We start from the raw sequence: 24,843 nt of genomic DNA, 5'->3' as shown, positions 1-24,843 counted from the left end.
TCGATCCAACCAGTACAGGCTCTGTCTTAGGACAGTTTTTGTTGTTCTCGGCCTGGTCGTGGGGCAAGCCCCAAATACAACGCCTCTCCAAAAGAATCAGTTAGCTGCGCCTCTCGCCGTCTTGTTTTTATTGTGCGTGAGTCGATTCGTCTTATTTTTATTGTCTTGTGCATTGCTTGTTATTGTTCTTGTACCAAACATATAGCAGGGGGCGTGCCAACTTTTGCGAAGCCCAATAAAACAAGGGGTTAGGTCGATATAACCGTTTTGTCGGGGCGAAAAAAAGCCGGGGTTTCGTTACCGATAACCCCGGCTTCTGTTACGTGAATCGACTGAGGTAACAGTTTTTTCACATCTTCAAGCGTTACCCGCACACTCGACAGGTAACGTTCAGCTCTCGCTGGCGACCCCGGTCTTGCGCCGTGGGATGCCTAGACGCTGACGGCGCTCCCACAGACATTTACGGCTGACGCCCAGTTTGCGCGCCAGTTCGGTCTCGGTCATGTGGTCCTGATGCTCGAGAACGAAGTGCTGGAAGTAGTCTTCCAGCGACAGGTCTTCGGTCGGCTCATGGCTGCTGTTGCTGGCGTTACCCGCCGTTTGTGGCGGCAGACCGATGAACTCGTCGTCTTCCAGATCGCTCAGTTCGATGTCGATGCCCAGCAGGTCGGCGGAGATTTCCGGGCTCTCGCTCAGAATCACTGCGCGCTCGACCGCGTTCTCCAGCTCACGTACGTTACCCGGCCAGGAATAATGACGGATCGCCTGTTCGGCATCCGCGGCAAACTTCAGGTCGGTACGGTTGATGCGTGCGCTCTGACGAGCGAGGAAGGCAGTAGCGATTTCGTTGACGTCAGCGCCGCGCTCGCGCAGGGCCGGTAGTTTCAGTGCGATCACGTGCAGACGGTAATAAAGGTCTTCACGGAACTGGCCGATTTTCGCCAGGCTCTTGAGATCCCGGTGAGTGGCCGCGATCAGGCGTACATCGACCTTCTGCGACTGCACCGAGCCAACACGGCGAATTTCGCCTTCCTGCAACACACGCAGCAGGCGAGCCTGAGCTTCCAGCGGCAGTTCGCCGATTTCGTCGAGGAACAAGGTGCCGCCGTCCGCCGCTTCGACCAGACCGGCACGCCCGGCGCTGGCGCCGGTGAATGCGCCTTTCTCGTGGCCGAACAGTTCGGACTCGATCAGGCTTTCCGGAATGGCTGCGCAGTTCACCGAGATCATCGGCGCCTTGGCGCGTTTCGACAGGTTGTGCAGCGCGCGGGCCACCAGTTCTTTACCGGTGCCGGACTCGCCCTGGATCAACACATTGGAATCGGTTGGCGCGACTTTGCGGATCTTGCTGTACAGATCCTGCATCGGTGGGCAGGAACCGATGATGCCAATCTCGCCATTGCTGTTGTCGACGGCAGATTTGCCGCTGCCATTGGCCGGTTTGCTGGCAACCGCTTCGCCGGCCGCCGGTGCCGATTGGCGATCACGCAGGATCCGTGCGACAGCCTGAAGCATTTCATCGTGGTCGAAAGGCTTGGCGATGTAATCCACCGCGCCCATCTTCATCGAGTCGACCGCCGAGCGCAGGCTGGCGTAACTGGTCATGATCAGCACCGGCGTGCCCTGGCCGAGCTTGATCAGCTCGGTGCCCGGAGCGCCCGGCAAACGCAGATCGCTGACGATCAGATCGAACGTAGGAATGGTGAAGCGTTCTTGTGCTTCCTGCACTGAACCGGCTTCGCTGACCTGGTACTGGTTGCGTTCCAGCAGGCGGCGCAAGGCGGAGCGGATAATTGTTTCGTCTTCGACGATCAAAATGTGCGGCATTGATTCGATACTCTCGACGGTCTCAGTTCACAGCGGACGTCGCTTCGACATGACGCGGTAAGGTCACCCGGATACGGGTGCCGCGTTGGCTTTGTACATCAGCCGGGCTGTCGATGGTGATTTGTCCATAATGCTCTTCAACGATGGAATAGACCAGTGCAAGGCCCAGACCGGTGCCTTCGCCAGGATCCTTGGTGGTGAAGAAGGGTTCGAACAATCTGTCCATGATGTTCTTCGGAATACCGCTGCCTTCGTCTTCGACGATCAGATCGACCGTGTGTTCGCCGGCTTCGCTCTTGACCCGTACCGCACTGTGCGGCGGTGAGGCGTCGCGGGCGTTGGAGAGCAGATTGATCAGTACCTGGGCAAGTCGCTGCGGATCGCCCTCGACCCAATGATCAGGATCGCAGAGGTTGTAGAACTGCACTTCGAAATTGCGTCGGTTCAGCGCCAGCAGACCAATCGCATCCTGCGCCACTTCGGCCAGGCAAACGGGCTCGTCACTGTGCTGGTGGCTGCCGGCGTGGGCGAAGCTCATCAGCGACTGGACAATGCGCGAGACGCGTTTGGTCTGTTCGAGAATCTGTCCGCTGATTTCCGTCAGCTCGCCGTCGTCTTCACGTTCTTCGCGCAGGTTTTGCGCAAGACAAGCGATGCCGGTGATCGGGTTGCCGATTTCGTGAGCCACACCCGCCGCGAGACGACCAATGCTGGCCAGACGCTCGGAGTGCACCAATTTGTCTTCGAGCATCTGCGTTTCGGTCAAATCTTCGACCAGTAGCACCAGGCCGCTGTTACCCGGTGCCAACGGTTCGTCGATTGCCGCTTTGTGCAGGTTCAACCAGCGGGTTTGGCCATCGAGGGCCAAATGCTGTTTGTGCAAATGCTCGTCCGGCAGATCGATGAAACCTTGCAGCAGGCCTTTCCATGGCTCGCCGATGGTACTCAGGCGCGAACCGACCACGCGCTGTGCGGCGATTCCGGTGAGTTCTTCCATGGCCTTGTTCCACATCAGGATCTCTTGATCCTTGGCCAGCGAGCAGACGCCCATCGGCAGTTCTTGCAAGGTTTGGCGGTGGTAACGACGCAGGGCATCGAGTTCGGCGGCCAGGCCTGTGAGGCGCGAGTGGTAATCCTCGAGGCGGCTTTCGATGAAGTGGATGTCTTCGGTCACGTAGTTTTCGCCGCCGGCCTTGTATGGCAGGAAGGTTTCCACCATGTCCTGGGCCACGCTCGGGCCCATCAGGCCGGAGAGGTTGGCTTCGATGCGGTCACGCAAACGGCGCAAGGCGTACGGACGGCGTTCGTCGAACGGCAGATAAAGATCGCGCAGGGCCTGCTCGACTTCTTTCTGCGCAGCCTTGGCGCCCAACGGTTTCGCCAGTTGTGTGGCGAATTCCTGTGGCGAAGCGGCATGCAGCTCACGCCGCTGCGGGCGACGAACGTTATCCACAGCGCAGGCTTCGGCAGCGCTGGCCTCTTCGGGACTGGCGTTGGTGAACAGCGAGATCAGGGTGAACATCAACACGTTGGCAGCGAGCGAAGCGATGGCCGCCATGTGCCAACTGGTGTCGTCGAGCACGTAAATCATGTTCAGCAGCGGGATGTAGAAACCCTGCAGATTGCCGACCAGCGGCAGCAGCATGGTCACCACCCAGACCAGAATCCCCGCCAACAGACCGGCGATAAAGCCGCGACGGTTGGCAGTCGGCCAATACAGTACCGACAACACCCCGGGCAGGAATTGCAGGGTCGCCACAAACGCGACGATGCCGAGGTTGGCCAGATCCTGCTCGGCGCCAAGCATCAAGTAGAAACCGAAACCGGCCATGATGATCGCGACGATCAGCGCGCGGCGGGTCCACTTCAGCCAACGGTAGATGTTGCCTTCGGCCGGCGGCTGGTAGAGCGGCAAAACCAAGTGGTTCAGCGCCATGCCCGACAGCGCCAGCGTGGTGACGATGATCAGCCCGCTGGCCGCCGATAAACCGCCGACATAGGCGAGCAACGCCAGCGGTTTGCTGTTGGCGGCGATGCCGATGCCGAGGGTGAAGTATTCCGGGTTGGTTGTGGCGCCGAGTTTGAGGCCGGCCCAGAGAATCAGCGGCACCGCCAGGCTCATCAGCAGCAGGAACAGCGGCAGGCCCCAGCTCGCACTGACCAGCGAGCGCGGATTGAGGTTTTCGGTAAAGGTCATGTGATACATGTGCGGCATCACGATCGCCGAGGCAAAGAACACCAGCAACAACGTGCGCCACGGGCCTTCCTGCAACGGCGTGTGCAGAGCGGCGAGGGCGGTCTGGTTTTGCAGCAGCCACAGTTCCAGCTGTTGCGGGCCATCGAACACGCCGTACAGCGCATACAGACCGACGCCGCCGAGAGCGATCAGTTTGATCACCGACTCGAAGGCAATCGCAAACACCAGTCCTTCGTGCTTCTCACGAGTGGCGATATGCCGGGAGCCGAAGAAAATCGTGAACAGGATGATCAGCGCACAGAACGCCAGCGCCACGCGACTCTGGATCGGCTCGCCGGTCAGAATGCCGATGGAGTCGGCCACCGCCTGAATCTGCAACGCCAGCAGCGGCAGCACACCGATCAGCATGAAAATCGTGGTCAGCGCGCCGGCCCAGGTGCTGCGAAAGCGAAACGCGAACAGATCGGCCAGCGACGATAATTGATAAGTGCGGGTGATCTTCAGAATCGGATAGAGCAACACCGGCGCCAGCAGAAATGCGCCGGACACGCCGAGGTAACTGGACAGAAAGCCGTAGCCGTACTGATAGGCGAGGCCGACCGTGCCGTAGAACGCCCACGCACTGGCGTAAACCCCCAGCGACAAGGTGTAGGTCAGCGGGTGGCGAATGATCGCCCGCGGGATCATGCCCCGTTCGCTGATCCAGGCGACGCCGAACAGCACCGCCAGGTACGCGGCGCTGATCAGGATCATCTGGGTCAGGCTAAAGCTCATCGGCATCTTTTTGGCTCTGCAGGATGAAGGTCACGACAATCAGGATCAGCCAGAGCAGATAGGGGCGATACCAGGCGCCCGTAGCGTCGATCCACCAATCCATGATGGCGGGGGAAAACAGGTAGATCCCCACGACTAAAAGCAGGACCAAGCGATAGATGTACATCCCGGCCTCTCTTTTTTATGCGCGTGCCCGAAAACGTGCGGCGATGGTAACGGATGGGCGCACGACTGCAAGTGTCGTCATAGCAGTTGCGCTTCGGGCAGGGTCAGTGTGCGCGGGATCTTCGTGGCATCCCAGTGTGTGCTGCCCCACTTGAGTAATTCTTGCGGTGAGGCGTGGGCCAGTTCGGCGCCAGGGTTTTGCCCCAGAGCACGCAGGGCGCGCAGCAATAACGGTGTCGCTTGATCGGCTTGCAGCGGCGGCGAGCGATAGGACTTGCCGAGTTTGTTGCCGTCCGGTTGGGTAATCAGCGGCAGGTGCAGATAGCGCGGCTGGCGCAACCCCAGCAACTCTTGCAGATAGAGTTGGCGCGGCGTCGAGTCGAGCAGGTCGGCACCACGCACGATGTCGGTGATACCTTGCCAGGCATCGTCGAGCACCACCGCCAGTTGATAGGCGTAGAGACCGTCACGGCGACGGATCACGAAATCGCCGACGTCGCGACCCAGATGCTGGCGGTATTCGCCTTGCACGCGGTCGATAAAGTGGTATTCCAGTTCGGGTACGCGCAGGCGGATAGCGGCGTCTTGCTGATCGTGGCCGGCATTGCGGCACAGGCCCGGATAAATCCCGTTATACGCTTCGAGCTGTTTGCGCGAGCACGTGCAGGCGTAGGCCAAGCCGTGATTGAACAGGCTGTTGAGCACGTCCGCGTAGGCGTCGTGGCGATCGCTCTGGCGCACCATGTCGCCGTCCCACTCGAAGCCGTAACTTTCCAGCGCCTTGAGAATCGCCGCTTGTGCGCCGGGTTCTTCGCGGGGTGGGTCGAGATCTTCCATGCGCACCAGCCAGCGACCGCCGACCGAGCGAGCGTCGAGGTAAGAGGCGAGGGCGGCAACCAGCGAACCGAAGTGCAAGTGGCCACTGGGGGTTGGGGCGAAGCGGCCGATGTAGGCGGGGGATGTTTTGGCAGTCATGGAGACGAAGCTACTTTTCAGGCTATAGGCAGGTCAACCTGTGGGAGTGAGCCTGCTCGCGATAGCGGTGTGACATTCAACACCGATATTGACCGACCCACCGCTATCGCGAGCAGGCTCACTCCTACAAAAGGCAAAAGGCAGAAACAAAAACGGAGCGTTCGCACGCTCCGTTTTTCGTTCAGGTCGAGGTTACTTGCCGACCTGCTTTTCCTTGATCTCAGCCAGGTTCTTGCAGTCGACGCACATGTCGGCGGTAGGACGGGCTTCAAGGCGCTTGACGCCGATCTCGATGCCGCACGAATCGCACCAGCCGTATTCGCCGTCTTCGATCAGTTGCAGTGTCTTGTCGATCTTCTTGATCAGCTTGCGCTCGCGATCACGGGCGCGCAGTTCAAGGGCGAACTCTTCTTCCTGACTGGCACGGTCGGCCGGGTCGGGAAAGTTGGCCGCTTCGTCCTTCATGTGATCAACAGTTCGGTCGACTTCCTGCATCAAGTCCAGTTTCCACTTGGTCAGGATCTTGGTGAAGTGCGCGCGCATGGGTTTGCCCATGTACTCTTCGTCTTTGGCCTGAACGTAAGGTTCGAAGCCACTGATCGCCGTTTGCTGCTGTTGCTTTGCTTGGGTGGGCATGAAATGGACCGCCTCTACTCTTGTAATCCATTGCGCAGGATTGCTCCATCACCGACACCTGCCGGCCCTGCGGCTGCAAGCGGGCGAACTTACCAGATCAATTCGGCCTGCGCTACTCCCGGATGTCGAGGCCCCGGCGGGTGGCGCTTACAAATGTTTGGCAAGCCGTGTCTGGTGGTGCTGAAGACCTGTTCAATCACTGATTTTAGTCAATCCTGGAGCGTACGCTCATATCGTTACAGTCCAGCGTTCTTGAGGCTGTGACCGCTGCGGGTTCTCGCTCGTTCCGGCAGATGGGTAGAATCGTCTCTTTTTCCCTGCCGAAGGAAAACCAATGGCTCAGCCCTACAGTGCGCGCAGTCGTGCGATCGAACCGTTCCATGTGATGGCGCTGCTGGCGCGGGCCAATGAATTACAGGCTGAAGGCCACGACGTGATCCACCTGGAAATCGGCGAGCCGGACTTCACTACTGCCGAGCCGATCATCCGTGCCGGGCAGGCCGCTTTAACGGCGGGCAAGACCCGTTACACCGCTGCGCGCGGCATTCCTGAATTGCGCGAGGCGATTTCCGGTTTTTATCAATCGCACTACGGCTTGAACATCGATCCACGGCGGATTCTGATCACGCCGGGTGGTTCCGGTGCGCTGTTGCTGGCCAGCGCTTTGCTGGTCGATCCAGGTAAACACTGGCTGCTGGCGGATCCGGGTTATCCGTGTAACCGGCATTTTCTGCGCCTGGTGGAAGGTGCGGCGCAGCTTGTTCCTGTAGGGCCGGACGTGCGCTATCAGTTGACTCCGGATCTGGTCGAGCGTCATTGGGATCACGACAGCGTCGGTGCATTGGTCGCTTCGCCAGCCAATCCGACCGGCACCATCCTGACCCGCGATGAACTGGCCGGGTTATCCACCGCCATCAAGGCCAGGCACGGACATCTGGTGGTGGACGAGATCTACCACGGTTTGACTTACGGCACCGATGCCGCCAGCGTACTGGAAGTCGACGACAGCGCTTTTGTATTGAACAGTTTCTCCAAATATTTCGGCATGACCGGCTGGCGTCTCGGCTGGCTGGTGGCGCCGGACGCTGCCGTCAGCGAGCTGGAAAAACTGGCGCAGAACCTCTACATCAGCGCGCCGAGCATGGCGCAGTATGCGGCGTTGGCCTGTTTCGAACCGGACACCATCGCCATTCTGGAAGAGCGCCGCACCGAATTTGGTCGCCGCCGTGATTTCCTCCTGCCAGCGTTGCGCGAGTTGGGTTTCAACATCGCCGTGGAGCCGGAAGGCGCGTTCTATCTTTACGCCGATATCAGCCAGTTCGGCGGCGATGCCTTCGCGTTCTGCCGTCATTTCCTTGAAACCGAACATGTAGCGTTCACCCCGGGTCTGGATTTCGGTCGCTATCAGGCCAGCCACCATGTGCGTTTTGCCTACACGCAAAACCTCCCTCGCCTACAGGAAGCAGTGGAGCGTATTGCCCGTGGCTTGAAGAGCTGGCAAGGCTGATGCGCTTTTATCCTGCTCTGGAAGAGGCGCGACTGATCCGTCGTTACAAGCGTTTTCTCGCCGATATCGAAACCGTTGACGGCGAGTTGCTGACCATTCACTGCCCGAACACTGGTTCGATGCTCAACTGTCAGGTCGAAGGCGGGCAGGTCTGGTTCAGCCGCTCAAATGACCCGAAACGTAAATTACCGGGCACTTGGGAAATTGGTGAAACCCCGCAGGGTCGGTTGTTTTGCGTGAATACCGCACGGGCCAACGGTTTGGTCGAGGAGGCGCTGCAGGCCGGCGTCATCAGCGAGTTGAACGGCTTTACCGCATTGAAACGTGAAGTCGCGTACGGGCAGGAAAAGAGCCGAATCGACTTCCGCCTCGAATACCCGAGCGGCCCGGCTTATGTTGAAGTGAAAAGCGTCACCCTCGGTTTCGACGGCACTGCCGTGGCGGCGTTTCCCGATGCGGTGACCCAGCGCGGCGCCAAGCATTTGCGTGAATTGGCGCATCTGGCGCGGGACGGAATTCGGGCAGTGCAGTTGTATTGCGTCAATCTGACCGGGATTGACGCGGTGCGACCGGCGAGGGAAATCGATTCGGCCTACGCCGATGCGCTTCTCGAAGCGGTGGCTTGTGGCGTTGAGGTGCTGGCGTATGGCGTGCGGCTGGACCATGAAGAGATGGTCATCGACCGGCGTCTCGAGGTGCTGCTTAACGGTTAAACATCGATCCACAGCCCTTGCACGTCTTCCCGGCAAGGAATGGCGGTGAGTGCTTGCCCGGCGCAGGGGCCGGCGACGCATTCACCGTCCTCGATCAGAAACAGTGCGCCGTGGGTGGCGCACTGGATCAGGCTGTTGCTCGGGTCGAGAAACCGGTCGGGTTGCCATTCCAGACCCACGCCCCGGTGCGGGCAGCGATTGAGGTAGACATAGGCCTGACCATTGCGACGCACGGCAAACAGCTTTTTTCCGTCGATCTCGAAACCACGACTTTTCGCTTCGGCCAGATCGGCGCCCGCGCAGAGAAACTTCATGGCTATCCTCTAGTGTCCGCTCGTGTCTGGATATGTCCGAGCTTGACGTTTAAATGCAAACAATTATCAAATGGCGGCCTTCACCCGCAGGCATCTGGCAGATGTCGAGGATACTTGGCCTGCCATCCGGATGCCCGGGAAAAAACCTTATTCAAGGAAGCTGTTTATGCGCCTGAGTACCCGCGTTGCCGTGCTGTGTGTCGGACTTTTGGTCAGCCACCAGGCTGTAGCGGCCGATTTGCCGCAACGTTGGGTCAGTGCTGGCGGTGCGCTGTCGGAGTGGGTGAGTGAGTTGGGGGGCGAGTCGAAACTGGTCGGTGTCGACACCACCAGCCAGCATCCGGAGTCGTTGAAGGCGCTACCGAGTATTGGTTATCAGCGCAGTCTGTCCGCTGAGGGCATTCTCAGTTTGCGCCCAGATATCCTGATCGGCACCGAAGAAATGGGCCCGCCACCGGTACTGTCGCAGGTAAAAGCGGCCAGGGTTCAGGTGGCGTTGTTTTCGGCTCAGCCAGATCTGCCAACGCTGGAGAAAAACGTTACTCATTTGGCCCAATTGCTCGGCGCACAGGCTCAGGCCGCGCAACTGCTGCAAAGTTATCAACAGCAACTCGATGCGCAGAAGGCTCGGGTTACTGAAGTGCAGACTAAACAAAAAGCGCCGGGTGTGCTGCTGTTGCTTGGACATGCCGGTGGCAAGCCATTGATTGCTGGCAAGGACACCGCCGCCGACTGGTTGCTGCAACAGGCGGGCGGACATAACCTGGCGACGCACACGGGTTACAAGCCGTTTTCCGTGGAATCCCTCGCCAGTCTCGATCCTGAAGTGCTGGTGTTCGCCGACCGTGCATTGACCGGTGAGGCGGCGAAAGCGGCGCTGTTCAAGGAAAACCCTATTCTCAATTCAAGTCGCGCCGCGAAGACCGGGCGTGTGCTGGAGCTGGATCCGACCCTGCTGGTCGGTGGGCTCGGGCCGCGTTTGCCGGCAGCGCTGAAAACCCTGACTGACGGTTTCTACCCGGCCAAGAGCGGCCAATGACCACACTGGTAAAACCCCGTGGCTTGTTCATTGGCCTGACGCTCCTGTGTTTATTGGCGATCTGGCTATCGTTGGCACTCGGGCCCGTCAGTCTGCCGTTGTTCGACACTTTGCGTGCTGCGCTACGCATGCTTGGTGTGCCGTTGGCACCGGACGGACTGGAGCAGGCTGAACTGATCCTTGGGCAGATTCGTCTGCCGCGAACGCTGCTGGGACTGGCAGTGGGCGGTGTGCTGGCGTTGTCCGGCGTGGCGATGCAGGGCTTGTTTCGTAATCCGCTGGCCGATCCGGGACTGGTCGGTGTTTCCAGCGGCGCGGCATTGGGCGCAGCGATTGCGATTGTCGGCGGTGCTTTTTTTGGCGGCCTGCCGGAATGGTTCGGGCCGTACCTGCTGTCGGTCTGCGCGTTTCTCGGCGGCCTCGGCGTGACGGCGCTGGTGTATCGACTGGGTCGCCGTAATGGCCAGACCAACGTCGCGACCATGTTGCTGGCGGGCATCGCACTGACGGCGCTGGCCGGTTCGGCGGTGGGGCTGTTCACTTATCTGGCGGATGACGCGACCTTGCGCACGCTGACGTTCTGGAATCTCGGCAGTCTCAACGGCGCTAGTTACGCGCGGCTGTGGCCATTGCTGATCATCAGCGCCGGCGTGGCGTTGTGGTTGCCACGTCGCGCCAAAGCGCTGAATGCCTTGCTGCTCGGGGAATCCGAGGCTGGTCATTTGGGCATTGATGTCGAGCGGCTCAAGCGTGAATTGGTGTTTTGCACGGCGCTGGGGGTTGGCGCAGCAGTGGCGGCAGCCGGGATGATCGGTTTTGTCGGGCTGGTGGTGCCGCATCTGGTGCGCTTGCTGGCGGGACCGGATCACAAAGTGTTGCTGCCGGCCTCAGTGCTGGCGGGGGCGAGCCTGTTGCTGTTGGCTGATCTGGTCGCGCGGCTGGCGCTGGCGCCGGCAGAGTTGCCGATCGGCATCGTCACCGCGTTTATCGGTGCGCCGTTCTTTCTCTATTTGCTGCTGCGAGGGCGTGCCTGATGTTGCGTGCGCAGAATCTGCACATCCTTCGGGGTCGCAAGGCTGTGCTCAGCGATGTCTCGTTGCAGGTCGAACCGGGTGAAGTGCTCGGTGTGCTTGGGCCGAACGGTGCTGGCAAAAGTACGTTACTCGGTGCCTTGTGCGGTGAGCTGGCAGCGAGCGCGGGCGGGGTTTCGCTCGACGGGCAAGCGTTGAGCCACTGGACTGGCCCGCAGCGCGCGCAACGACTGGCGGTGTTGCCTCAGGTGTCGACCCTGGATTTTGCTTTTCGCGTTGAGGAAGTGGTCGGCATGGGCCGCTTGCCTTGGCAAAGCGGGTGGATGCGGGATGCCGAAATCATCGCACAGGCATTGACGGCAGCGGATGCCGGGCACTTGAGTGGTCGCAGTTATCTGGCGCTGTCCGGGGGCGAGCGTCAGCGTGTGCATCTGGCGCGGGTGCTCGCGCAGCTTTGGCCGGGGCAGGCCGGGCAGACACTGTTGCTGGATGAGCCGACTTCGATGCTTGATCCGCTGCATCAACATACGACACTGCAGGCCGTACGCGAGTTCGCCGATCGTGGCGCGGCGGTGTTGGTGATCCTGCATGATCTGAATCTGGCGGCGCGTTATTGTGATCGCATTCTGTTGCTGGAGGGTGGGCGTCCGGTGGTGCTGGATACACCGCAGCAGGTTTTGCGTCCGGACACGCTTCAGGCCGTATTCGGTCTCGAAGTGTTGGTGCAGCCGCACCCGGAGCGCGGGCATCCGCTGATCATCGCCCGCTGACAGGATCCTTGAGGTGATGGCATGCGTGGGTTGTGGTTGTTGGCGGTGATGTTACTTGCGGGGTGTCAGCATGTTGCGGCGCCACCGCCGATCAGTGGCGAGATTCGCGACCTGCGCAACGGTCAGGTGCTGACGGCACAGCAGTTGCTGACGCGTCTTGTCGAGTCTGAACGGCTGATTATCGGTGAACAGCATGACAACGCCGATCATCACGCCGCGCAATTGTGGCTGTTGCGTTCGCTCGGTGAGCAGCGGCCGCAGGGCAGCCTGTTACTGGAAATGCTCACGCCGGATCAGCAGCCTCGCATTGATCAAGTGCGCCAGGCTGCAACGCCGCCCGCGGACTTCCCAGCCGCATTGGCCTGGAAGGACGGCTGGGACTGGAATCTCTATGGACCCATTGTCCGCTTCGCGCTGACTCAGCCGTATCCACTGCTGGCGGCGAATTTGAACAGCGCTGAAATCCGCACCTTCTATCGTGATCCGCCTGTGCTTAACGGGGAGAGCAGCAATACAGCATCCGTGAAAGCTGTTTTGCTGGAACAGATCAGCGATTCCCATTGTGGCCTGCTGCCCGAATCACAGATGCCGGCGATGCTCGCCGTTCAGCAACAACGTGATCGGCGTATGGCCGAGCGTCTGCTGGCGGCTCCTTCACCTTCAGTCCTGCTGGCCGGTGCGTGGCATGCGCGCAAGGACGTCGGCGTGCCGTTGCATGTTGTTGATCTGGGCGCCGCCCAGGCACCCACCGTGTTGCTGTTGGCGGAGCATGGCTCCGAGGTAACGGCTGCGATGGCCGATTACGTTTGGTACACGCCGGCCACGCCAAAACAGGATTACTGCGAGCAGATGCGTAAACAGTTCGGCAAATGACTTTTCCACAGGCAAAAAAAGACCCGGTAAAAACCGGGTCAAATAACCGTGATTAGCCTGATGAGGAGATAATCTGAGAGTCCGAACCAAGGGCTTTTCAGAATATCGACTGATCTCGCGACCAGTTGTGATAATCATAGCGATTCTCATTACCGAGTCAACAACTGTTTTTCCGTTTCTTTGAAATCGTCCGGAAAATGGTCGGTACGCCCCGCAAACAAAGACTTTTAGCGTTGACCTTCAGTCGGTGTCATTTGCGTGATCTGCCGATTCAACTGGCCGATCCGCCGTGCCATGCTCTCGATCAGGCTGTGGGCGATCTTTGGATTGGTGCGGGTCATGCTCAAAAAATGATCACCGGGAATCAGCATCACCGTGCTCGGTTCTCGTGCTATCACCGTGGCATTGCGTGGCTCGCCGGTAAACACGGCCATGGCACCGAAAATCTCGTCTTTGGCCACATCTCCCACCTTATGCCCGTCGACAAACGCTTCGGCATGCCCGTCGATGATCACGAACACGTGATCAGCCGCGTCCCCTTGGTTAATCAGGATTTCACCCGCCTCGACCCGTTTGAAGCCATTGGTGCTGCGAAACTCACGCGGTTTCAGTTCCGCGACGGCATGGGCGAGGATCGCCATCTGCCCCAGCAGATACTCTAGAAACTGGTCTGTCCGATGAGCGTCGGCATACACATGCTGGAAAACCTCACGGCGCCAATAGGGCGTCAAGCGCAACGCCCCGTCACTGCACAAACGGCAATCAGCCCAGTCCTCACCTTGCTGAAGGCCGATCAAATCGCCGTCCTGCCAATAAAACAGCGGACGGGCGCCGATACAGCCGTTGATCATCCCTTCATTCAGCATGAATAGCTGATCGGCGGGTAACTGCGTCAGCAAATCATCCGCCGCCTCCAGTTCCAGCATCGGCCCGCAAGGCGCCAAATCGCGCAGCCACAGTGCGGGCAAGCTCTGCAAACGGTTGATCAAGGCATCGGCGTAGGCCGATTGTTCCCCCAGTAAATACATGACGGTCAATGCCCGTTCAGTTCTTGTGCCGCGAGGAAATGGCTTCGAGTTGCTTGTTGAGGGCGTCCTTGCGTTCGGCGGGGATGTCGTTCCAGTGCACATCCATCAGCGCGCCTTCGATCGCATACAGCAACACCTTCGATGCGCGAAACCCGCGGGTACGCACGGCCCGGTAGGCGTCCACCGCGCCCAGGCGACGCAAGTCCGAGGCGCTGTGGATGCCCACGGCATGCAGCCATTGCGCCGACGTCTTGCCAAGATTCTTCAGGTGTTGCAGTTCATCATTCATCAAGCCTCCTTGCGACGGCCGAATGGTGCGTGGGCGAGCTTCTCAGGAGTGTAGCCATCAGTAGGAAAAGCGTGATTGTTTGGTCGGATTCAACGCAAACGCTTCTAAGAAAGGGCGCTTGAAAGGCCTGCGAACGCAGAAAGAAGGGGAAAAAACACATATCAATGTAGGAGTGAGCCTGCTCGCGATAGCGGACTGGCAGGCACACATGTGTTGAATGTTAGACCGCTATCGCGAGCAGGCTCACTCCTACAGGGTGGGCGTCGTGTCAGAGGGGAGGCAACTATCAGCGGGTGCGATAGCGCAGGCGCGTGCCGAAATTCATCGACATCAGAATCTCGTCAGCGCTCAGTTCCGGCGGGAAGTAAGCCCCGGAAATCTGCGCGTGAGCCAGGCTCGCGCCTTCCAGCGACGCATTGCGGAAATCGATGCCTCGCAGATCGGCAGAACGGAAATACGCGTCCCTGAAATCCACGCCATCGGCATTCAGTTCACGCAAATCAAGACCACGGAAATCGCCGCCGACCATGTCGATCGGGCCATCTTGTGGGCGCTCTTTGTTGAAACCTGTGATGTCGTCTTTGTGCAGCAAGGCATATAGCGGGGTGTCGAGAAGTTTCGGCTGGCTCATGTCATATCACCGTTGGTTTTATGACGCCAGTATAGTGCCACTATTTGACGGCCGTGAAGCAAGCGAGGGCTTCACGGCCGAAATAGTTTCTTACAGGCCTGGCAGGCGCTGACGAATCTGCGCGACCACGGTGTCCAGCGTGCCGGACTCATTGGTCTGTACGCGTTTGCTGCGCAGGATTTCTTCCGGCGTCAGCGCTTCGCGATTGGCCTGCTGCGCTTCGATCACCGCCAGGGTGGCGTCGGACGGATCCTTTTGGTCGGCCTGACGGATCGCCAGCCAGCTTTCGATCACCGCTTGTGGCGCGTTGCAATCGAGGATGAGGAATGGCGTGCCGGTGGCTTCGGCGATCTTTGCCGCGTTGTCGCGTTGTTCGCGTTTGAGGTAAGTCGCGTCAATGACCACCGGGAAACCAGCGTGCAGGATCACTTCAGCGATTTCATGCAGACGCGCGTAAGTGGCGGCGCTGGCGTCGGCACTATAGATACCGGCCTGCACGTCGTTGGCAACGGTTTGCTCACCGAACAGACGCTTGCGCTCGACATCGGAACGCAGGCGAATCGCGCCCAGCGCTTCGACCAGACGCATGGCCACGTGGCTCTTGCCGACAGCGGAAACGCCGTGGGTAATCGCCATGAAGCGCGAAGGAATGGTGCTGTAGCTTTCGGCCAGGTTGGCGTAGTTGCGGTACTGGCGCAGGGTGGTGGCGCGCTGCACCGGGGTCGCGTCCGCCGGCATGCTGAACAGGGCAACCTTGGCGCGCACCAGTGCACGGTAGGCTTTATAGAAGTTCAGCACTTCCAGGCCCTGATAGTCGCCAGTCAGTTCCAGATACTGGCTGATGAAGCGGCGCGCCAGGGATTTCAGACCACGGTCTTCCAGGTCCATCGCGAGGAAACCGGTGTCGGCCCAGACGTCAGTGAAGCGGAACGGTTCGTTGAACTCGATGCAGTCGAAGATCACCACTTTGCCGTCGATGACCGTGGCGTTGCCCAAGTGGATATCGCCGTGGCATTCACGGGTGAAACCCTCGGTCTTGCGCTGAGCGAACAGTGGCTTGAGACGTTCGAAGCTGCTTTCGGCCCAGGCTTTCAGTGCATCGAGTTGCAGCAGATCGTTTTTGTCGCTGAGAAACGGCAGGATCTGTTCGAAGTTTTGCGAGACCGGCGCCATCACGCTGTCCGGGGTGCCGGCGTCGTGTTCGGCCGGGACCTTTGGCGCGGTGAGGTGGAAGCGTGCGATCTGCTCTGCCATCTCGTCGATGTGCCGAGTCGTCAGCTCACCGTTGGCTTGCAAGGTGCTGAGCAAACCGCTCTGCGGGAATTGACGCATTTTCAGTACGTATTCGATGGCCGGACCGTCGCCGCCCAGTTGCGGTGCTTCAAGGCTGCCGGTGACTGACAACACTTCCAGATACAAATCATCGGTCAGGCGCTGGTTCAAACGCAGCTCTTCCGCACAGAAATGCGCGCGCGATTCGAGGCCAGTGAAGTCGAGGAAGCCGAAATTAACCGGCTTCTTCATTTTATAAGCGAAGGGACCGGTGAGGATCACCCACGAGATATGGGTTTCGATGACCTGAAACCCTTCGACAGGGTGCGGGTAGAGGGCCGGGTTTTGCAGGGCAGCGATCAGAGACTGGCTCACGGGCGATCCTTCAGAGACTGGGGGAAATTCGAGGCCGCCATTATGGCCGCTCGCCAGCCCGACGCAAACCTCGGAGCGCTCCTGTTGAGGATGAATAAAGTGCGTATAATCCGCCGCCATGACTCGAACTCGATCCCCCCGTACCAAGAAAAAACCACCCTCCAAGGGCCTTAGCCCATGGTTGAGCTGGGCCATTAAACTCAGTCTGGTCGGCCTTGTCGTGCTGGCTGGCTTCGCCGTTTACCTCGATGCCGTGGTGCAGGAGAAGTTCTCCGGCAAGCGCTGGACCATCCCGGCCAAGGTTTACGCGCGGCCGCTCGAGCTGTTCGTCGGACAAAAGCTCAGCAAGGACGATTTCCTTACCGAGCTCGATGCCCTCGGTTATCGTCGCGAAGCCGTGAGCAATGGTCCCGGCGCGGCAGCCGTTAGCGGCAATACCGTCGATCTGAATACCCGTGGCTTCCAGTTCTATGAAGGCTTGGAGAAACCGCAGCCGGTGCGCGTGCGTTTCTCTGGCGATTATGTGGCTGAGCTGTCGGCGACCAACGGATCGAAATTGTCTGTGGTGCGCCTCGAACCGCTGATGATCGGCGGTATTTATCCGAAGAATCTTGAAGACCGCATTCTGATCAAGCTTGATCAAGTGCCGCCGTATCTGCTCGAAACTCTGATCGCTGTCGAAGATCGCGACTTCTATAGCCACTGGGGCGTGTCGCCGAAGTCGATTGCCCGGGCTATCTGGGTCAACACCTCGGGCGGCAAGATGACGCAGGGCGGCAGTACGCTGACCCAGCAGTTGGTGAAAAACTTCTACCTGACCAATGAACGCAGCCTGACCCGCAAGCTCACCGAAGCGATGATGGCGATGCTGCTGGAGCTGCATTACGACAAAAAGGAAATCCTTGAGGCCTACCTCAACGAAGTCTTCGTCGGGCAGGATGGTCAGCGCGCGGTGCACGGCTTCGGTCTGGCCAGCCAGTTCTTCTTTGGCCAGCCATTGTCCGAGCTGAAGCTGCATCAGGTGGCGATGCTGGTCGGCATGGTCAAAGGTCCGTCCTACTACAACCCGCGTCGCAATCCTGAGCGCGCGCTGGAGCGGCGTAACCTGGTGCTCGACGTGCTTGAGCAGCAAGGCGTGGCGACGGCCGAACAGGTTGAAGCGGCGAAGAAAATGCCGCTGGGCGTGACTACTCGCGGCAAGCTCGCCGACAGCTCGTTCCCGGGCTTTATCGATCTGGTCAAACGCCAGTTGCGTGAAGACTATCGCGACGAAGACTTGACCGAAGAAGGTCTGCGCATCTTCACCAGCTTCGACCCGATCCTGCAGATGAAAGCCGAGGCCTCGGTAAACGACACCTTTAAACGTCTGTCCGGGCGCAAGGGCTCCGACGATGTCGAAGCGGCGATGGTCGTGACCAATCCGGAAACCGGCGAGGTCCAGGCAATGATCGGCAGTCGTCAGGCCAGTTATGCCGGTTTCAACCGCGCACTGGATGCCGTGCGACCGATCGGCTCGTTGATCAAGCCTGCGGTTTATCTGACTGCGCTGGAAAAGCCGAGCCAGTACACCCTGACCAGTTGGCTGTCTGATGATCCGTTGTCGGTCAAAGGCGCGAACGGTCAGGTGTGGAAACCGCAGAACTACGACCGTCGCTCCCACGGCACCGTGTTCCTCTATCAAGGCCTGGCGCATTCCTACAACCTGTCGACCTCGCGTCTGGGCCTGGAAGTGGGCGTACCTAACGTACTCAAGACCTTGGGTCGTCTGGGCGTAACGCGTGAGTTCCCGGCATTCCCGTCGATGTTGCTTGGCGCCGGTGGCATGACCCCGATCGAAGTCGCGACCATGTACCAGACGCTGGCCAACGGTGGTTTCAATACGCCGATGCGCGGCATTCGCAGTGTGCTGACCGCCGAGGGCGAACCGCTCAAGCGTTATCCGTTCCAGATCGAGCAGCGTTTCGATCCGGCGTCCATCTATCTGATCCAGAACGCCATGCAGCGCGTGATGCGTGAAGGTACCGGCAGCTCGGTTTATAACGTGCTGCCCAAGACTTTGACGCTGGCGGGCAAGACCGGTACCAGTAACGATTCCCGGGACAGCTGGTTCGCCGGCTTCAGTCAGGATCTGCTGGCGGTGGTCTGGTTGGGGCGCGATGACAACGGCAAGACGCCGTTCACCGGGGCCACCGGTGCGTTGCAGGTCTGGACCAGTTTCATGCGCAAGGCCGATCCGCTACCGCTGGACATGCCGCAGCCGGACAATGTCGTACAGGCTTGGGTCGATTCGCGTACCGGGCAGGGTTCCGATGCCAACTGTCCGGGGGCGGTGCAGATGCCGTATATTCGCGGCAGCGAACCGCCACCCGGCGCCGCGTGTGCGGGCGAAACGCCTGCCTCCGGCGAGTCGGTGATGGATTGGGTCAAGGGCTGGATGAATTAAGCAAAGAGGGTTTCAAGTGAACAAGTGGTTGATTCCAGCGGTGACCGCCGTGGCTTTGCTCAGCGGCTGCTCTACCGTACAGCGTGGTTCGATTCCAGTGGTTGACTCCGGTACTGCGGTGTCCAACAGCGAACGTATTTCGGCCAATGGCGGCTTCCGTCAAACGACGGTGAAGCGTCCAGCACAGGGCCAGACCCAGGCGATTCCGCAAGGTGACACTGGCGTGGTGGTGATGGTGCCGGGTGGCGGCGCGACGACTTCTGCGCCGATCAGCTCCTCGCCAATCGTGCCGGGTCCGGCGTCCGGTGGTATCACGCCTGGGCCGTACAACCCATCAGCAGTTGAATCGGCGCCGATCAACTCGGGCACTTACAACATGCCTTCGACGCCGAGCGGAATTCCTTCGGCCAGCAGTGGCGGTGGACTTTCCGCCGACGAGCAACTGGATGGTCCGGTGCTCGCCTTGCTGACCACAGCGCAGCAGCAACAGGCCGGCGGCGACCTCAACGGTGCGTCCTCCAGCCTGGAGCGTGCTCAGCGAGTTGCCCCGCGTGAGCCGCAAGTGCTTTATCGCTTGGCGCAAGTGCGCATGGCCCAAGGTGATGCGCCGCAAGCCGAGCAGTTCGCCCGTCGTGCGCTGACCATGGCCAACGGTCGTCCGGACTTGCAGGCCAACCTGTGGGAAGTCATCGCTCAGTCCCGTGAGAAACAAGGCGATTCAGCGGGCGCCGCTCAGGCCCGTCAGAAGGCCAAGGTTTCGCTGTGATGGATGCCCGTTTCCCGAAAATCGCCGATCAGCTGTTGCTGATCGAGCGTGAACTGCGCACTCAAGGCTGGTGGGACGAGGTTCCGCCGTCGGCGGAAGCGTTGAGCAGTGTCGAGCCGTTTTCGGTCGATACGCTGGATTTCGAGCAGTGGCTGCAATGGATCTTCCTGCCGAAGATGAAATACATCCTTGAGGAGGATCTGCCATTGCCGAATGCCTCGGGGATTCAGGAAATGGCTGAAATGGTCTTCGCCCAGCGCAACCTGGGTGGCAAGGATCGGCAGCTTCAGGTGCTGCTTAAAGAGTTTGACCTGCTGATCACTGCCTCGCGCTAATACCGATTCTGTGTAGGAGCTGCCGAAGGCTGCGATCTATTGATCTTTAAAGTCAAAAGATCGCAGCCTCATTTCACTCGACAGCTCCTACAGTCCTGCAGATGCCTATTGGCAATTCTCGGCTATCTGTTTCTGAGCCTCGACAATGCGTTCCTGACGCTGCGCATCATCCAGCCGTCGCATCTGTCCCTCCACCTCTTCCCTCAAACGCGGATTGTTCTGCAATTGCGCAAGGTTCGTGCGTGCTTGCTCGCAAAACTGTTTGAGCTGCGCCTGTTGGTCGGCCACCTGTTTCTTCACCCTGTCATCAATCGCCTTCTGATCGCCCAATACATCGCTGCCCGGCATTGCCGCCGGTTTCGGTGGGGGCGAGGAGGGCGTCTGCAAGGTTGTCGACTGCTGACCCGGTGGCGGCTGCGCATCGAAGTGCGTGACCCCCTGGGCATCGACCCATTTGTAGATTTGAGCGGCCATGCACCATGGGCTGAGGCCGATCAGCAGAGTAAGGAGGAGCGTTCGCATGCTGATTCCTTGGCAAAATTGCGCAATTGACACTAACAGAGTAGCGGTTTTCAGGTTTTTTCTTGCGTTCTCATGTGCTTACCCACAATTAACCACACAGACGACTTGACTTGGAGAGGGCGAAACAGAAGAATCCAAAGTCCGCTGTAGAGGGACTGCCAGAAGCAGACCCACTCGGTAGATCATGAGGCGCACATCCGCGCCGACCTGTTACACCCGCAACGCGTTACCTCGCGCTGGGTGGGAAAGGCCCGCAACACTTGGGACGATCCCAATACTTGCTCAGTCAGTGCTGACGTAGTCGGCGACCACCGTCGCTCATGCTCTGCCGAGAAGTAAACCTATTAAGACCCGCCCCTTTTTTGTGGACGGTATTCTGGCGTTTTAGAGGTGAACAACGTGGAGCTTTTATCTGGCGGTGAGATGCTCGTCCGCTTCTTGCGTGACGAAGGCGTCAAATATATCTACGGGTACCCGGGTGGTGCTCTCCTGCATGTTTACGATGCCCTGTTCAAAGAACCGGAAGTGACTCACATTCTGGTTCGTCACGAACAAGCGGCAACCCATATGGCTGACGGTTATGCCCGTGCCACCGGTAAAGCCGGCGTGGTATTGGTGACGTCCGGTCCTGGCGCCACAAACGCCATTACCGGTATCGCGACCGCCTATATGGACTCGATTCCAATGGTGATCATTTCCGGTCAGGTGCCAAGCACCATGGTCGGCACCGACGCGTTCCAGGAAACCGACATGATCGGTATCTCCCGGCCGATCGTGAAGCACAGCTTCATGATCAAGCACGCCTCGGAAATCCCGGAAGTCATGAAGAAGGCCTTCTACCTGGCGCAATCCGGTCGTCCGGGGCCGGTCGTGGTCGATATCCCGAAAGACATGACCAACCCGGCCGAGAAGTTCGAATACATCTTCCCGAAGAAAGCCAAGCTGCGTTCCTACAGCCCGGCCGTTCGTGGTCACTCCGGGCAAATCCGCAAGGCAGCAGAAATGCTCCTGGCGGCCAAGCGTCCGGTCATGTACTCCGGTGGCGGCGTAATTCTCGGCAACGGTTCCGCACCGCTGACCGAACTGGCGAAAATGCTCAACCTGCCAGTGACCAACACCTTGATGGGCCTGGGTGGTTTCCCGGGGACTGATCGTCAGTTCATCGGCATGCTCGGCATGCACGGCAGTTACACCGCCAACCTGGCGATGCACCATGCTGACGTGATCCTGGCTGTCGGCGCACGCTTCGACGATCGCGTGATCAATGGCGCAGCGAAGTTCTGCCCGAACGCCAAGATCATTCACATCGACATCGACCCGGCTTCGATTTCCAAGACCATCAAGGCCGACGTGCCAATTGTTGGTCCGGTTGAGAGTGTTCTGACCGAAATGGTCGCGATTCTCAAGGAAATCGGCGAGACCCCGAACAAGGAGTCCGTGGCCAGTTGGTGGAAGCAGGTGGATGAATGGCGCGGTGATCGCGGCCTGTTCCCTTATGAAAAGGGCGACGGCAGCCTGATCAAGCCGCAGACCGTGATCGAAACCCTCTGCGAAGTGACCAAAGGCGATGCCTTCATCACTTCCGACGTGGGTCAGCACCAGATGTTCGCTGCGCAGTACTACACGTTCAACAAGCCGAATCGCTGGATCAACTCCGGTGGTCTGGGCACCATGGGCTTCGGTTTTCCGGCGGCCATGGGCATCAAGTTGAGCTTCCCGGATGACGACGTTGCCTGCGTCACCGGTGAAGGCAGTATCCAGATGAACATCCAGGAACTGTCGACCTGCCTGCAGTATGGCTTGCCAGTGAAAATCGTCATCCTCAACAACGGTGTTCTGGGGATGGTTCGTCAGTGGCAGGACATGAGCTACGGCAGCCGCCACTCACACTCCTACATGGAATCGCTGCCTGACTTCGTCAAGCTGGCTGAAGCCTACGGCCACGTTGGCGTACGCATCACCGAATCGAAAGATTTGAAGTCGAAGATGGCAGAAGCGTTCGCCATGAAGGATCGCCTGGTCGTGATCGATATTTCGGTCGACACCAGCGAGCACGTCTATCCGATGCAGATCAAAGACGGCTCGATGCGCGATATGTGGCTGAGCAAGACGGAGCGTACTTAATCATGCGGCACATTATTTCCTTGCTTCTGGAAAACGAACCCGGCGCTTTGTCTCGCGTAGTCGGCCTGTTCTCGCAGCGCAACTACAACATCGAAAGCCTGACCGTGGCCCCGACCGAAGACCCGACCCTGTCGCGTCTGACGCTGACCACTGTGGGCCACGATGAAGTCATCGAGCAGATCACCAAAAACCTGAACAAGCTGATCGAAGTGGTCAAGCTGGTGGACCTCTCGGAAAGCGCTCACATCGAGCGCGAACTGATGCTGGTCAAGGTCAAGGCCACTGGCGCCCAGCGCGCCGAGATCAAACGCACCACCGATATTTACCGTGGACAGATCGTCGACGTCAGCGCCAGCGTGTATACCGTTCAATTGACCGGTACCAGCGACAAGCTCGACAGCTTCATTCAGTCCATCGGCACCGCATCGATTCTGGAAACCGTCCGTAGCGGCGTGACCGGCATTGCCCGCGGCGACAAAGTACTCAGCATCTAAACCAAATTAGCGAATGGCCTGAACGGCCTGGATATAAAGGGGAAATTCATGAAAGTTTTCTACGATAAAGACTGCGACCTGTCGATCATCCAGGGCAAGAAAGTTGCCATCATCGGTTACGGTTCCCAGGGCCACGCCCAAGCGTGCAACCTGAAAGACTCCGGTGTCGACGTTACCGTTGGTCTGCGTAAAGGTTCGGCCACTGTTGCCAAAGCTGAAGCTCACGGCCTGAAAGTGACCGACGTTGCTTCCGCTGTTGCTGCCGCCGACCTGGTCATGATCCTGACCCCGGACGAGTTCCAGTCCTCGCTGTACAAAAACGAAATCGAGCCGAACATCAAGAAAGGCGCCACCCTGGCCTTCTCCCACGGCTTCGCGATCCACTACAACCAGGTTGTTCCGCGTGCCGACCTCGACGTGATCATGATCGCGCCGAAAGCTCCGGGTCACACCGTACGTTCCGAGTTCGTGAAGGGCGGCGGTATCCCTGACCTGATCGCTATCTACCAGGACGCCTCGGGCAACGCCAAAAACGTTGCGCTGTCCTACGCCGCTGGCGTTGGTGGCGGTCGTACCGGCATCATCGAAACCACCTTTAAGGACGAGACCGAAACCGACCTGTTCGGCGAACAAGCCGTTCTGTGCGGCGGTACCGTTGAACTGGTAAAAGCCGGTTTCGAAACCCTGGTTGAAGCTGGCTACGCGCCGGAAATGGCCTACTTCGAGTGCCTGCACGAACTGAAGCTGATCGTTGACCTCATGTACGAAGGCGGTATCGCCAACATGAACTACTCGATCTCCAACAACGCTGAGTACGGCGAGTACGTGACCGGTCCGGAAGTGATCAACGCCGAATCCCGTCAGGCCATGCGCAACGCCCTGAAACGTATTCAGGACGGCGAATACGCCAAAATGTTCATCAGCGAAGGCGCAACCGGCTACCCTTCGATGACCGCCAAGCGTCGTAACAACGCCGCTCACGGTATCGAAGTCATCGGCGAGCAACTGCGCTCCATGATGCCGTGGATCGGTGCCAACAAGATCGTCGACAAAGCCAAAAACTAAGTCGTTGTCCCTTGTATGAAAAAACGCGGCCTCGGCCGCGTTTTTTCGTTTGAGGCGGTGGTTCTGGTATAAAGCTGCAGCGTTTGTGGCCGAACTGTCGTCCTCAAGCATCTGTCGAATTTTCTTCAAACCGTTGCAAGGTAATGTCCATGAGCGAACGTCCCGAAGAGCCGAACAAGGCTTCTGACGCCGAAAGCCTGTTGCCCATCGATGAACACATCGAAGAAGGGCACGACGCAGAAGGTCGTAAAGTCCGGCATCGTGGTATCTATCTGCTGCCGAACCTGTTCACCACTGCAAACCTGTTCGCAGGGTTTTACTCCATCATCAACTCGATGAGCGCCCAGGCTGCGTTGAGTGCCGGTGATTCGGCGAACGCGAGCAAGTATTTCGCGTTCGCCGCGATCGCGATTTTCGTCGCCATGGTGCTCGACGGCCTCGACGGTCGTGTCGCGCGCATGACCAATACGCAAAGTGCCTTTGGCGCCGAGTACGACTCGCTGTCGGATATGGTCGCGTTCGGTGTTGCACCGGCGTTGCTGGCATTCGGTTGGGCGTTGGGCGACATGGGCAAGGTCGGCTGGATGGTTGCCTTCATCTATGTAGCAGGCGCGGCGTTGCGTCTGGCGCGTTTCAATACGCAGGTTGGCACGGCGGATAAACGTTACTTCATCGGTC

General features: G+C 59.1%; 24 protein-coding genes (1 of these 24 cut by a window edge). 13 read left to right on the top strand and 11 right to left on the bottom strand.

Going from position 1 to position 24,843, the window contains the following annotated elements; genetic code table 11:
* Window positions 1-390: 390 nt before the first annotated feature.
* The 5 genes from J0G10_RS26320 to dksA all read right to left on the bottom strand — a co-directional run bounded on the left by J0G10_RS26320 (window position 391) and on the right by dksA (window position 6,574).
* Window positions 391-1,827, bottom strand: coding sequence for a sigma-54-dependent transcriptional regulator (locus J0G10_RS26320; protein WP_095048667.1), 1,437 nt, complete (start codon window positions 1,825-1,827; stop codon window positions 391-393).
* 22 nt (window positions 1,828-1,849) lie between these two features.
* Window positions 1,850-4,804: a sensor histidine kinase gene (locus J0G10_RS26315; RefSeq protein ID WP_176471287.1), complete on the bottom strand. Its 2,955-nt coding sequence runs from the start codon at window positions 4,802-4,804 to the stop codon at window positions 1,850-1,852.
* Window positions 4,788-4,964, bottom strand: a complete 177-nt coding sequence (locus J0G10_RS26310; RefSeq protein WP_003176118.1) for a hypothetical protein — start codon at window positions 4,962-4,964, stop codon at window positions 4,788-4,790. The genes J0G10_RS26315 and J0G10_RS26310 overlap by 17 nt, the downstream gene beginning before the upstream one ends.
* A 77-nt stretch (window positions 4,965-5,041) precedes the next feature.
* Window positions 5,042-5,938 carry a tRNA glutamyl-Q(34) synthetase GluQRS gene (gluQRS, locus tag J0G10_RS26305; protein WP_095048665.1) on the bottom strand — a complete coding sequence of 299 codons (897 nt, stop codon included), beginning with the start codon at window positions 5,936-5,938 and terminating at the stop codon, window positions 5,042-5,044.
* A gap of 192 nt (window positions 5,939-6,130) precedes the next feature.
* Window positions 6,131-6,574: an RNA polymerase-binding protein DksA gene (gene dksA, locus J0G10_RS26300; protein ID WP_007909922.1), complete on the bottom strand. Its 444-nt coding sequence runs from the start codon at window positions 6,572-6,574 to the stop codon at window positions 6,131-6,133.
* A 334-nt stretch (window positions 6,575-6,908) separates the two neighbouring features.
* Here dksA and J0G10_RS26295 point away from each other — a divergent pair, with 334 nt between their 5' ends.
* The gene (locus J0G10_RS26295) at window positions 6,909-8,081 is read left to right on the top strand and encodes a pyridoxal phosphate-dependent aminotransferase (RefSeq protein ID WP_095048664.1); all 1,173 of its coding nucleotides are present in this window, start codon (window positions 6,909-6,911) and stop codon (window positions 8,079-8,081) included.
* On the top strand, window positions 8,081-8,794 hold the full coding sequence (gene sfsA / locus J0G10_RS26290; protein ID WP_095048663.1) for a DNA/RNA nuclease SfsA: 714 nt from the start codon (window positions 8,081-8,083) through the stop codon (window positions 8,792-8,794). The genes J0G10_RS26295 and sfsA overlap by 1 nt, the downstream gene beginning before the upstream one ends.
* On the opposite strand, the gene J0G10_RS26285 is transcribed toward sfsA, so the two are convergent.
* Complete coding sequence (locus J0G10_RS26285) at window positions 8,791-9,108, bottom strand: Rieske (2Fe-2S) protein (RefSeq protein ID WP_095048662.1); 318 nt, start codon at window positions 9,106-9,108, stop codon at window positions 8,791-8,793. The genes sfsA and J0G10_RS26285 overlap by 4 nt on opposite strands.
* Before the next feature lie 166 nt (window positions 9,109-9,274).
* On the opposite strand from J0G10_RS26285, the gene J0G10_RS26280 reads away from it, so the two are divergent.
* From J0G10_RS26280 to J0G10_RS26265, 4 genes are read left to right on the top strand one after another with little or no spacing between them, the layout of a single operon-like run.
* Window positions 9,275-10,147 carry a heme/hemin ABC transporter substrate-binding protein gene (locus J0G10_RS26280; protein ID WP_220557001.1) on the top strand — a complete coding sequence of 291 codons (873 nt, stop codon included), beginning with the start codon at window positions 9,275-9,277 and terminating at the stop codon, window positions 10,145-10,147.
* Window positions 10,144-11,181: a FecCD family ABC transporter permease gene (locus J0G10_RS26275; protein WP_095048660.1), complete on the top strand. Its 1,038-nt coding sequence runs from the start codon at window positions 10,144-10,146 to the stop codon at window positions 11,179-11,181. Before J0G10_RS26280 ends, J0G10_RS26275 begins: the two co-directional genes overlap by 4 nt.
* Window positions 11,182-11,183: 2 nt before the next feature.
* Window positions 11,184-11,948 carry a heme ABC transporter ATP-binding protein gene (locus J0G10_RS26270; protein WP_425355405.1) on the top strand — a complete coding sequence of 255 codons (765 nt, stop codon included), beginning with the start codon at window positions 11,184-11,186 and terminating at the stop codon, window positions 11,946-11,948.
* A 21-nt stretch (window positions 11,949-11,969) separates the two neighbouring features.
* Window positions 11,970-12,821 carry a ChaN family lipoprotein gene (locus J0G10_RS26265; protein WP_095048658.1) on the top strand — a complete coding sequence of 284 codons (852 nt, stop codon included), beginning with the start codon at window positions 11,970-11,972 and terminating at the stop codon, window positions 12,819-12,821.
* Between the two features lie 227 nt (window positions 12,822-13,048).
* Here the strand turns inward: J0G10_RS26265 and J0G10_RS26260 are convergent, their stop codons facing one another.
* The 4 genes from J0G10_RS26260 to J0G10_RS26245 all read right to left on the bottom strand — a co-directional run bounded on the left by J0G10_RS26260 (window position 13,049) and on the right by J0G10_RS26245 (window position 16,416).
* Window positions 13,049-13,849 carry a Crp/Fnr family transcriptional regulator gene (locus tag J0G10_RS26260; protein WP_220556999.1) on the bottom strand — a complete coding sequence of 267 codons (801 nt, stop codon included), beginning with the start codon at window positions 13,847-13,849 and terminating at the stop codon, window positions 13,049-13,051.
* A gap of 16 nt (window positions 13,850-13,865) precedes the next feature.
* The gene (locus J0G10_RS26255; protein WP_003228231.1) at window positions 13,866-14,138 is read right to left on the bottom strand and encodes a TfoX/Sxy family protein; all 273 of its coding nucleotides are present in this window, start codon (window positions 14,136-14,138) and stop codon (window positions 13,866-13,868) included.
* Window positions 14,139-14,424: 286 nt separating this feature from the next.
* Window positions 14,425-14,769, bottom strand: coding sequence for a pentapeptide repeat-containing protein (locus tag J0G10_RS26250; RefSeq protein WP_007909940.1), 345 nt, complete (start codon window positions 14,767-14,769; stop codon window positions 14,425-14,427).
* Window positions 14,770-14,859: 90 nt separating this feature from the next.
* A complete protein-coding gene (locus J0G10_RS26245; protein WP_220556998.1) occupies window positions 14,860-16,416 on the bottom strand; it encodes a bifunctional aminoglycoside phosphotransferase/ATP-binding protein in 1,557 nt (518 codons plus the stop codon).
* Between the two features lie 118 nt (window positions 16,417-16,534).
* On the opposite strand from J0G10_RS26245, the gene mrcB reads away from it, so the two are divergent.
* The 3 genes from mrcB to J0G10_RS26230 are packed head-to-tail and all read left to right on the top strand — an operon-like array spanning window position 16,535 to window position 19,960.
* A complete protein-coding gene (gene mrcB, locus J0G10_RS26240) occupies window positions 16,535-18,859 on the top strand; it encodes a penicillin-binding protein 1B (RefSeq protein ID WP_095048655.1) in 2,325 nt (774 codons plus the stop codon).
* A gap of 16 nt (window positions 18,860-18,875) precedes the next feature.
* Window positions 18,876-19,625 (top strand): hypothetical protein, encoded by a 750-nt coding sequence (locus J0G10_RS26235; protein ID WP_095048654.1) that lies wholly within the window; start codon window positions 18,876-18,878, stop codon window positions 19,623-19,625.
* Window positions 19,625-19,960 carry a YqcC family protein gene (locus J0G10_RS26230; protein ID WP_095048653.1) on the top strand — a complete coding sequence of 112 codons (336 nt, stop codon included), beginning with the start codon at window positions 19,625-19,627 and terminating at the stop codon, window positions 19,958-19,960. The genes J0G10_RS26235 and J0G10_RS26230 overlap by 1 nt, the downstream gene beginning before the upstream one ends.
* Window positions 19,961-20,065: 105 nt before the next feature.
* Here J0G10_RS26230 and J0G10_RS26225 read toward each other — a convergent pair whose 3' ends face one another.
* Window positions 20,066-20,482: a DUF4124 domain-containing protein gene (locus J0G10_RS26225; RefSeq protein ID WP_220556997.1), complete on the bottom strand. Its 417-nt coding sequence runs from the start codon at window positions 20,480-20,482 to the stop codon at window positions 20,066-20,068.
* Between the two features lie 399 nt (window positions 20,483-20,881).
* Here J0G10_RS26225 and J0G10_RS26220 point away from each other — a divergent pair, with 399 nt between their 5' ends.
* The 4 genes from J0G10_RS26220 to pssA all read left to right on the top strand — a co-directional run.
* Window positions 20,882-22,606, top strand: a complete 1,725-nt coding sequence (locus tag J0G10_RS26220; protein WP_093434972.1) for an acetolactate synthase 3 large subunit — start codon at window positions 20,882-20,884, stop codon at window positions 22,604-22,606.
* A 2-nt stretch (window positions 22,607-22,608) separates the two neighbouring features.
* On the top strand, window positions 22,609-23,100 hold the full coding sequence (gene ilvN, locus J0G10_RS26215; RefSeq protein ID WP_003176102.1) for an acetolactate synthase small subunit: 492 nt from the start codon (window positions 22,609-22,611) through the stop codon (window positions 23,098-23,100).
* A gap of 48 nt (window positions 23,101-23,148) precedes the next feature.
* Window positions 23,149-24,165 carry a ketol-acid reductoisomerase gene (gene ilvC / locus J0G10_RS26210; protein ID WP_007909969.1) on the top strand — a complete coding sequence of 339 codons (1,017 nt, stop codon included), beginning with the start codon at window positions 23,149-23,151 and terminating at the stop codon, window positions 24,163-24,165.
* A gap of 149 nt (window positions 24,166-24,314) precedes the next feature.
* Window positions 24,315-24,843, top strand: the 5' portion of a protein-coding gene (pssA, locus tag J0G10_RS26205) for a CDP-diacylglycerol--serine O-phosphatidyltransferase (RefSeq protein ID WP_016983477.1). The gene runs 329 nt beyond the window's last position; 529 of the gene's 858 nt are visible here — the first part of the coding sequence; its start codon is at window positions 24,315-24,317; its stop codon lies beyond the right edge, outside the window.

The sequence above is a fragment of the Pseudomonas germanica genome, from assembly GCF_019614655.1.
GTDB classification, from domain to species: domain Bacteria; phylum Pseudomonadota; class Gammaproteobacteria; order Pseudomonadales; family Pseudomonadaceae; genus Aquipseudomonas; species Aquipseudomonas neuropathica.
The sequence above is the reverse complement of the archived record's forward strand: the minus strand, read 5'-3'. Positions and strand labels throughout refer to the sequence as shown.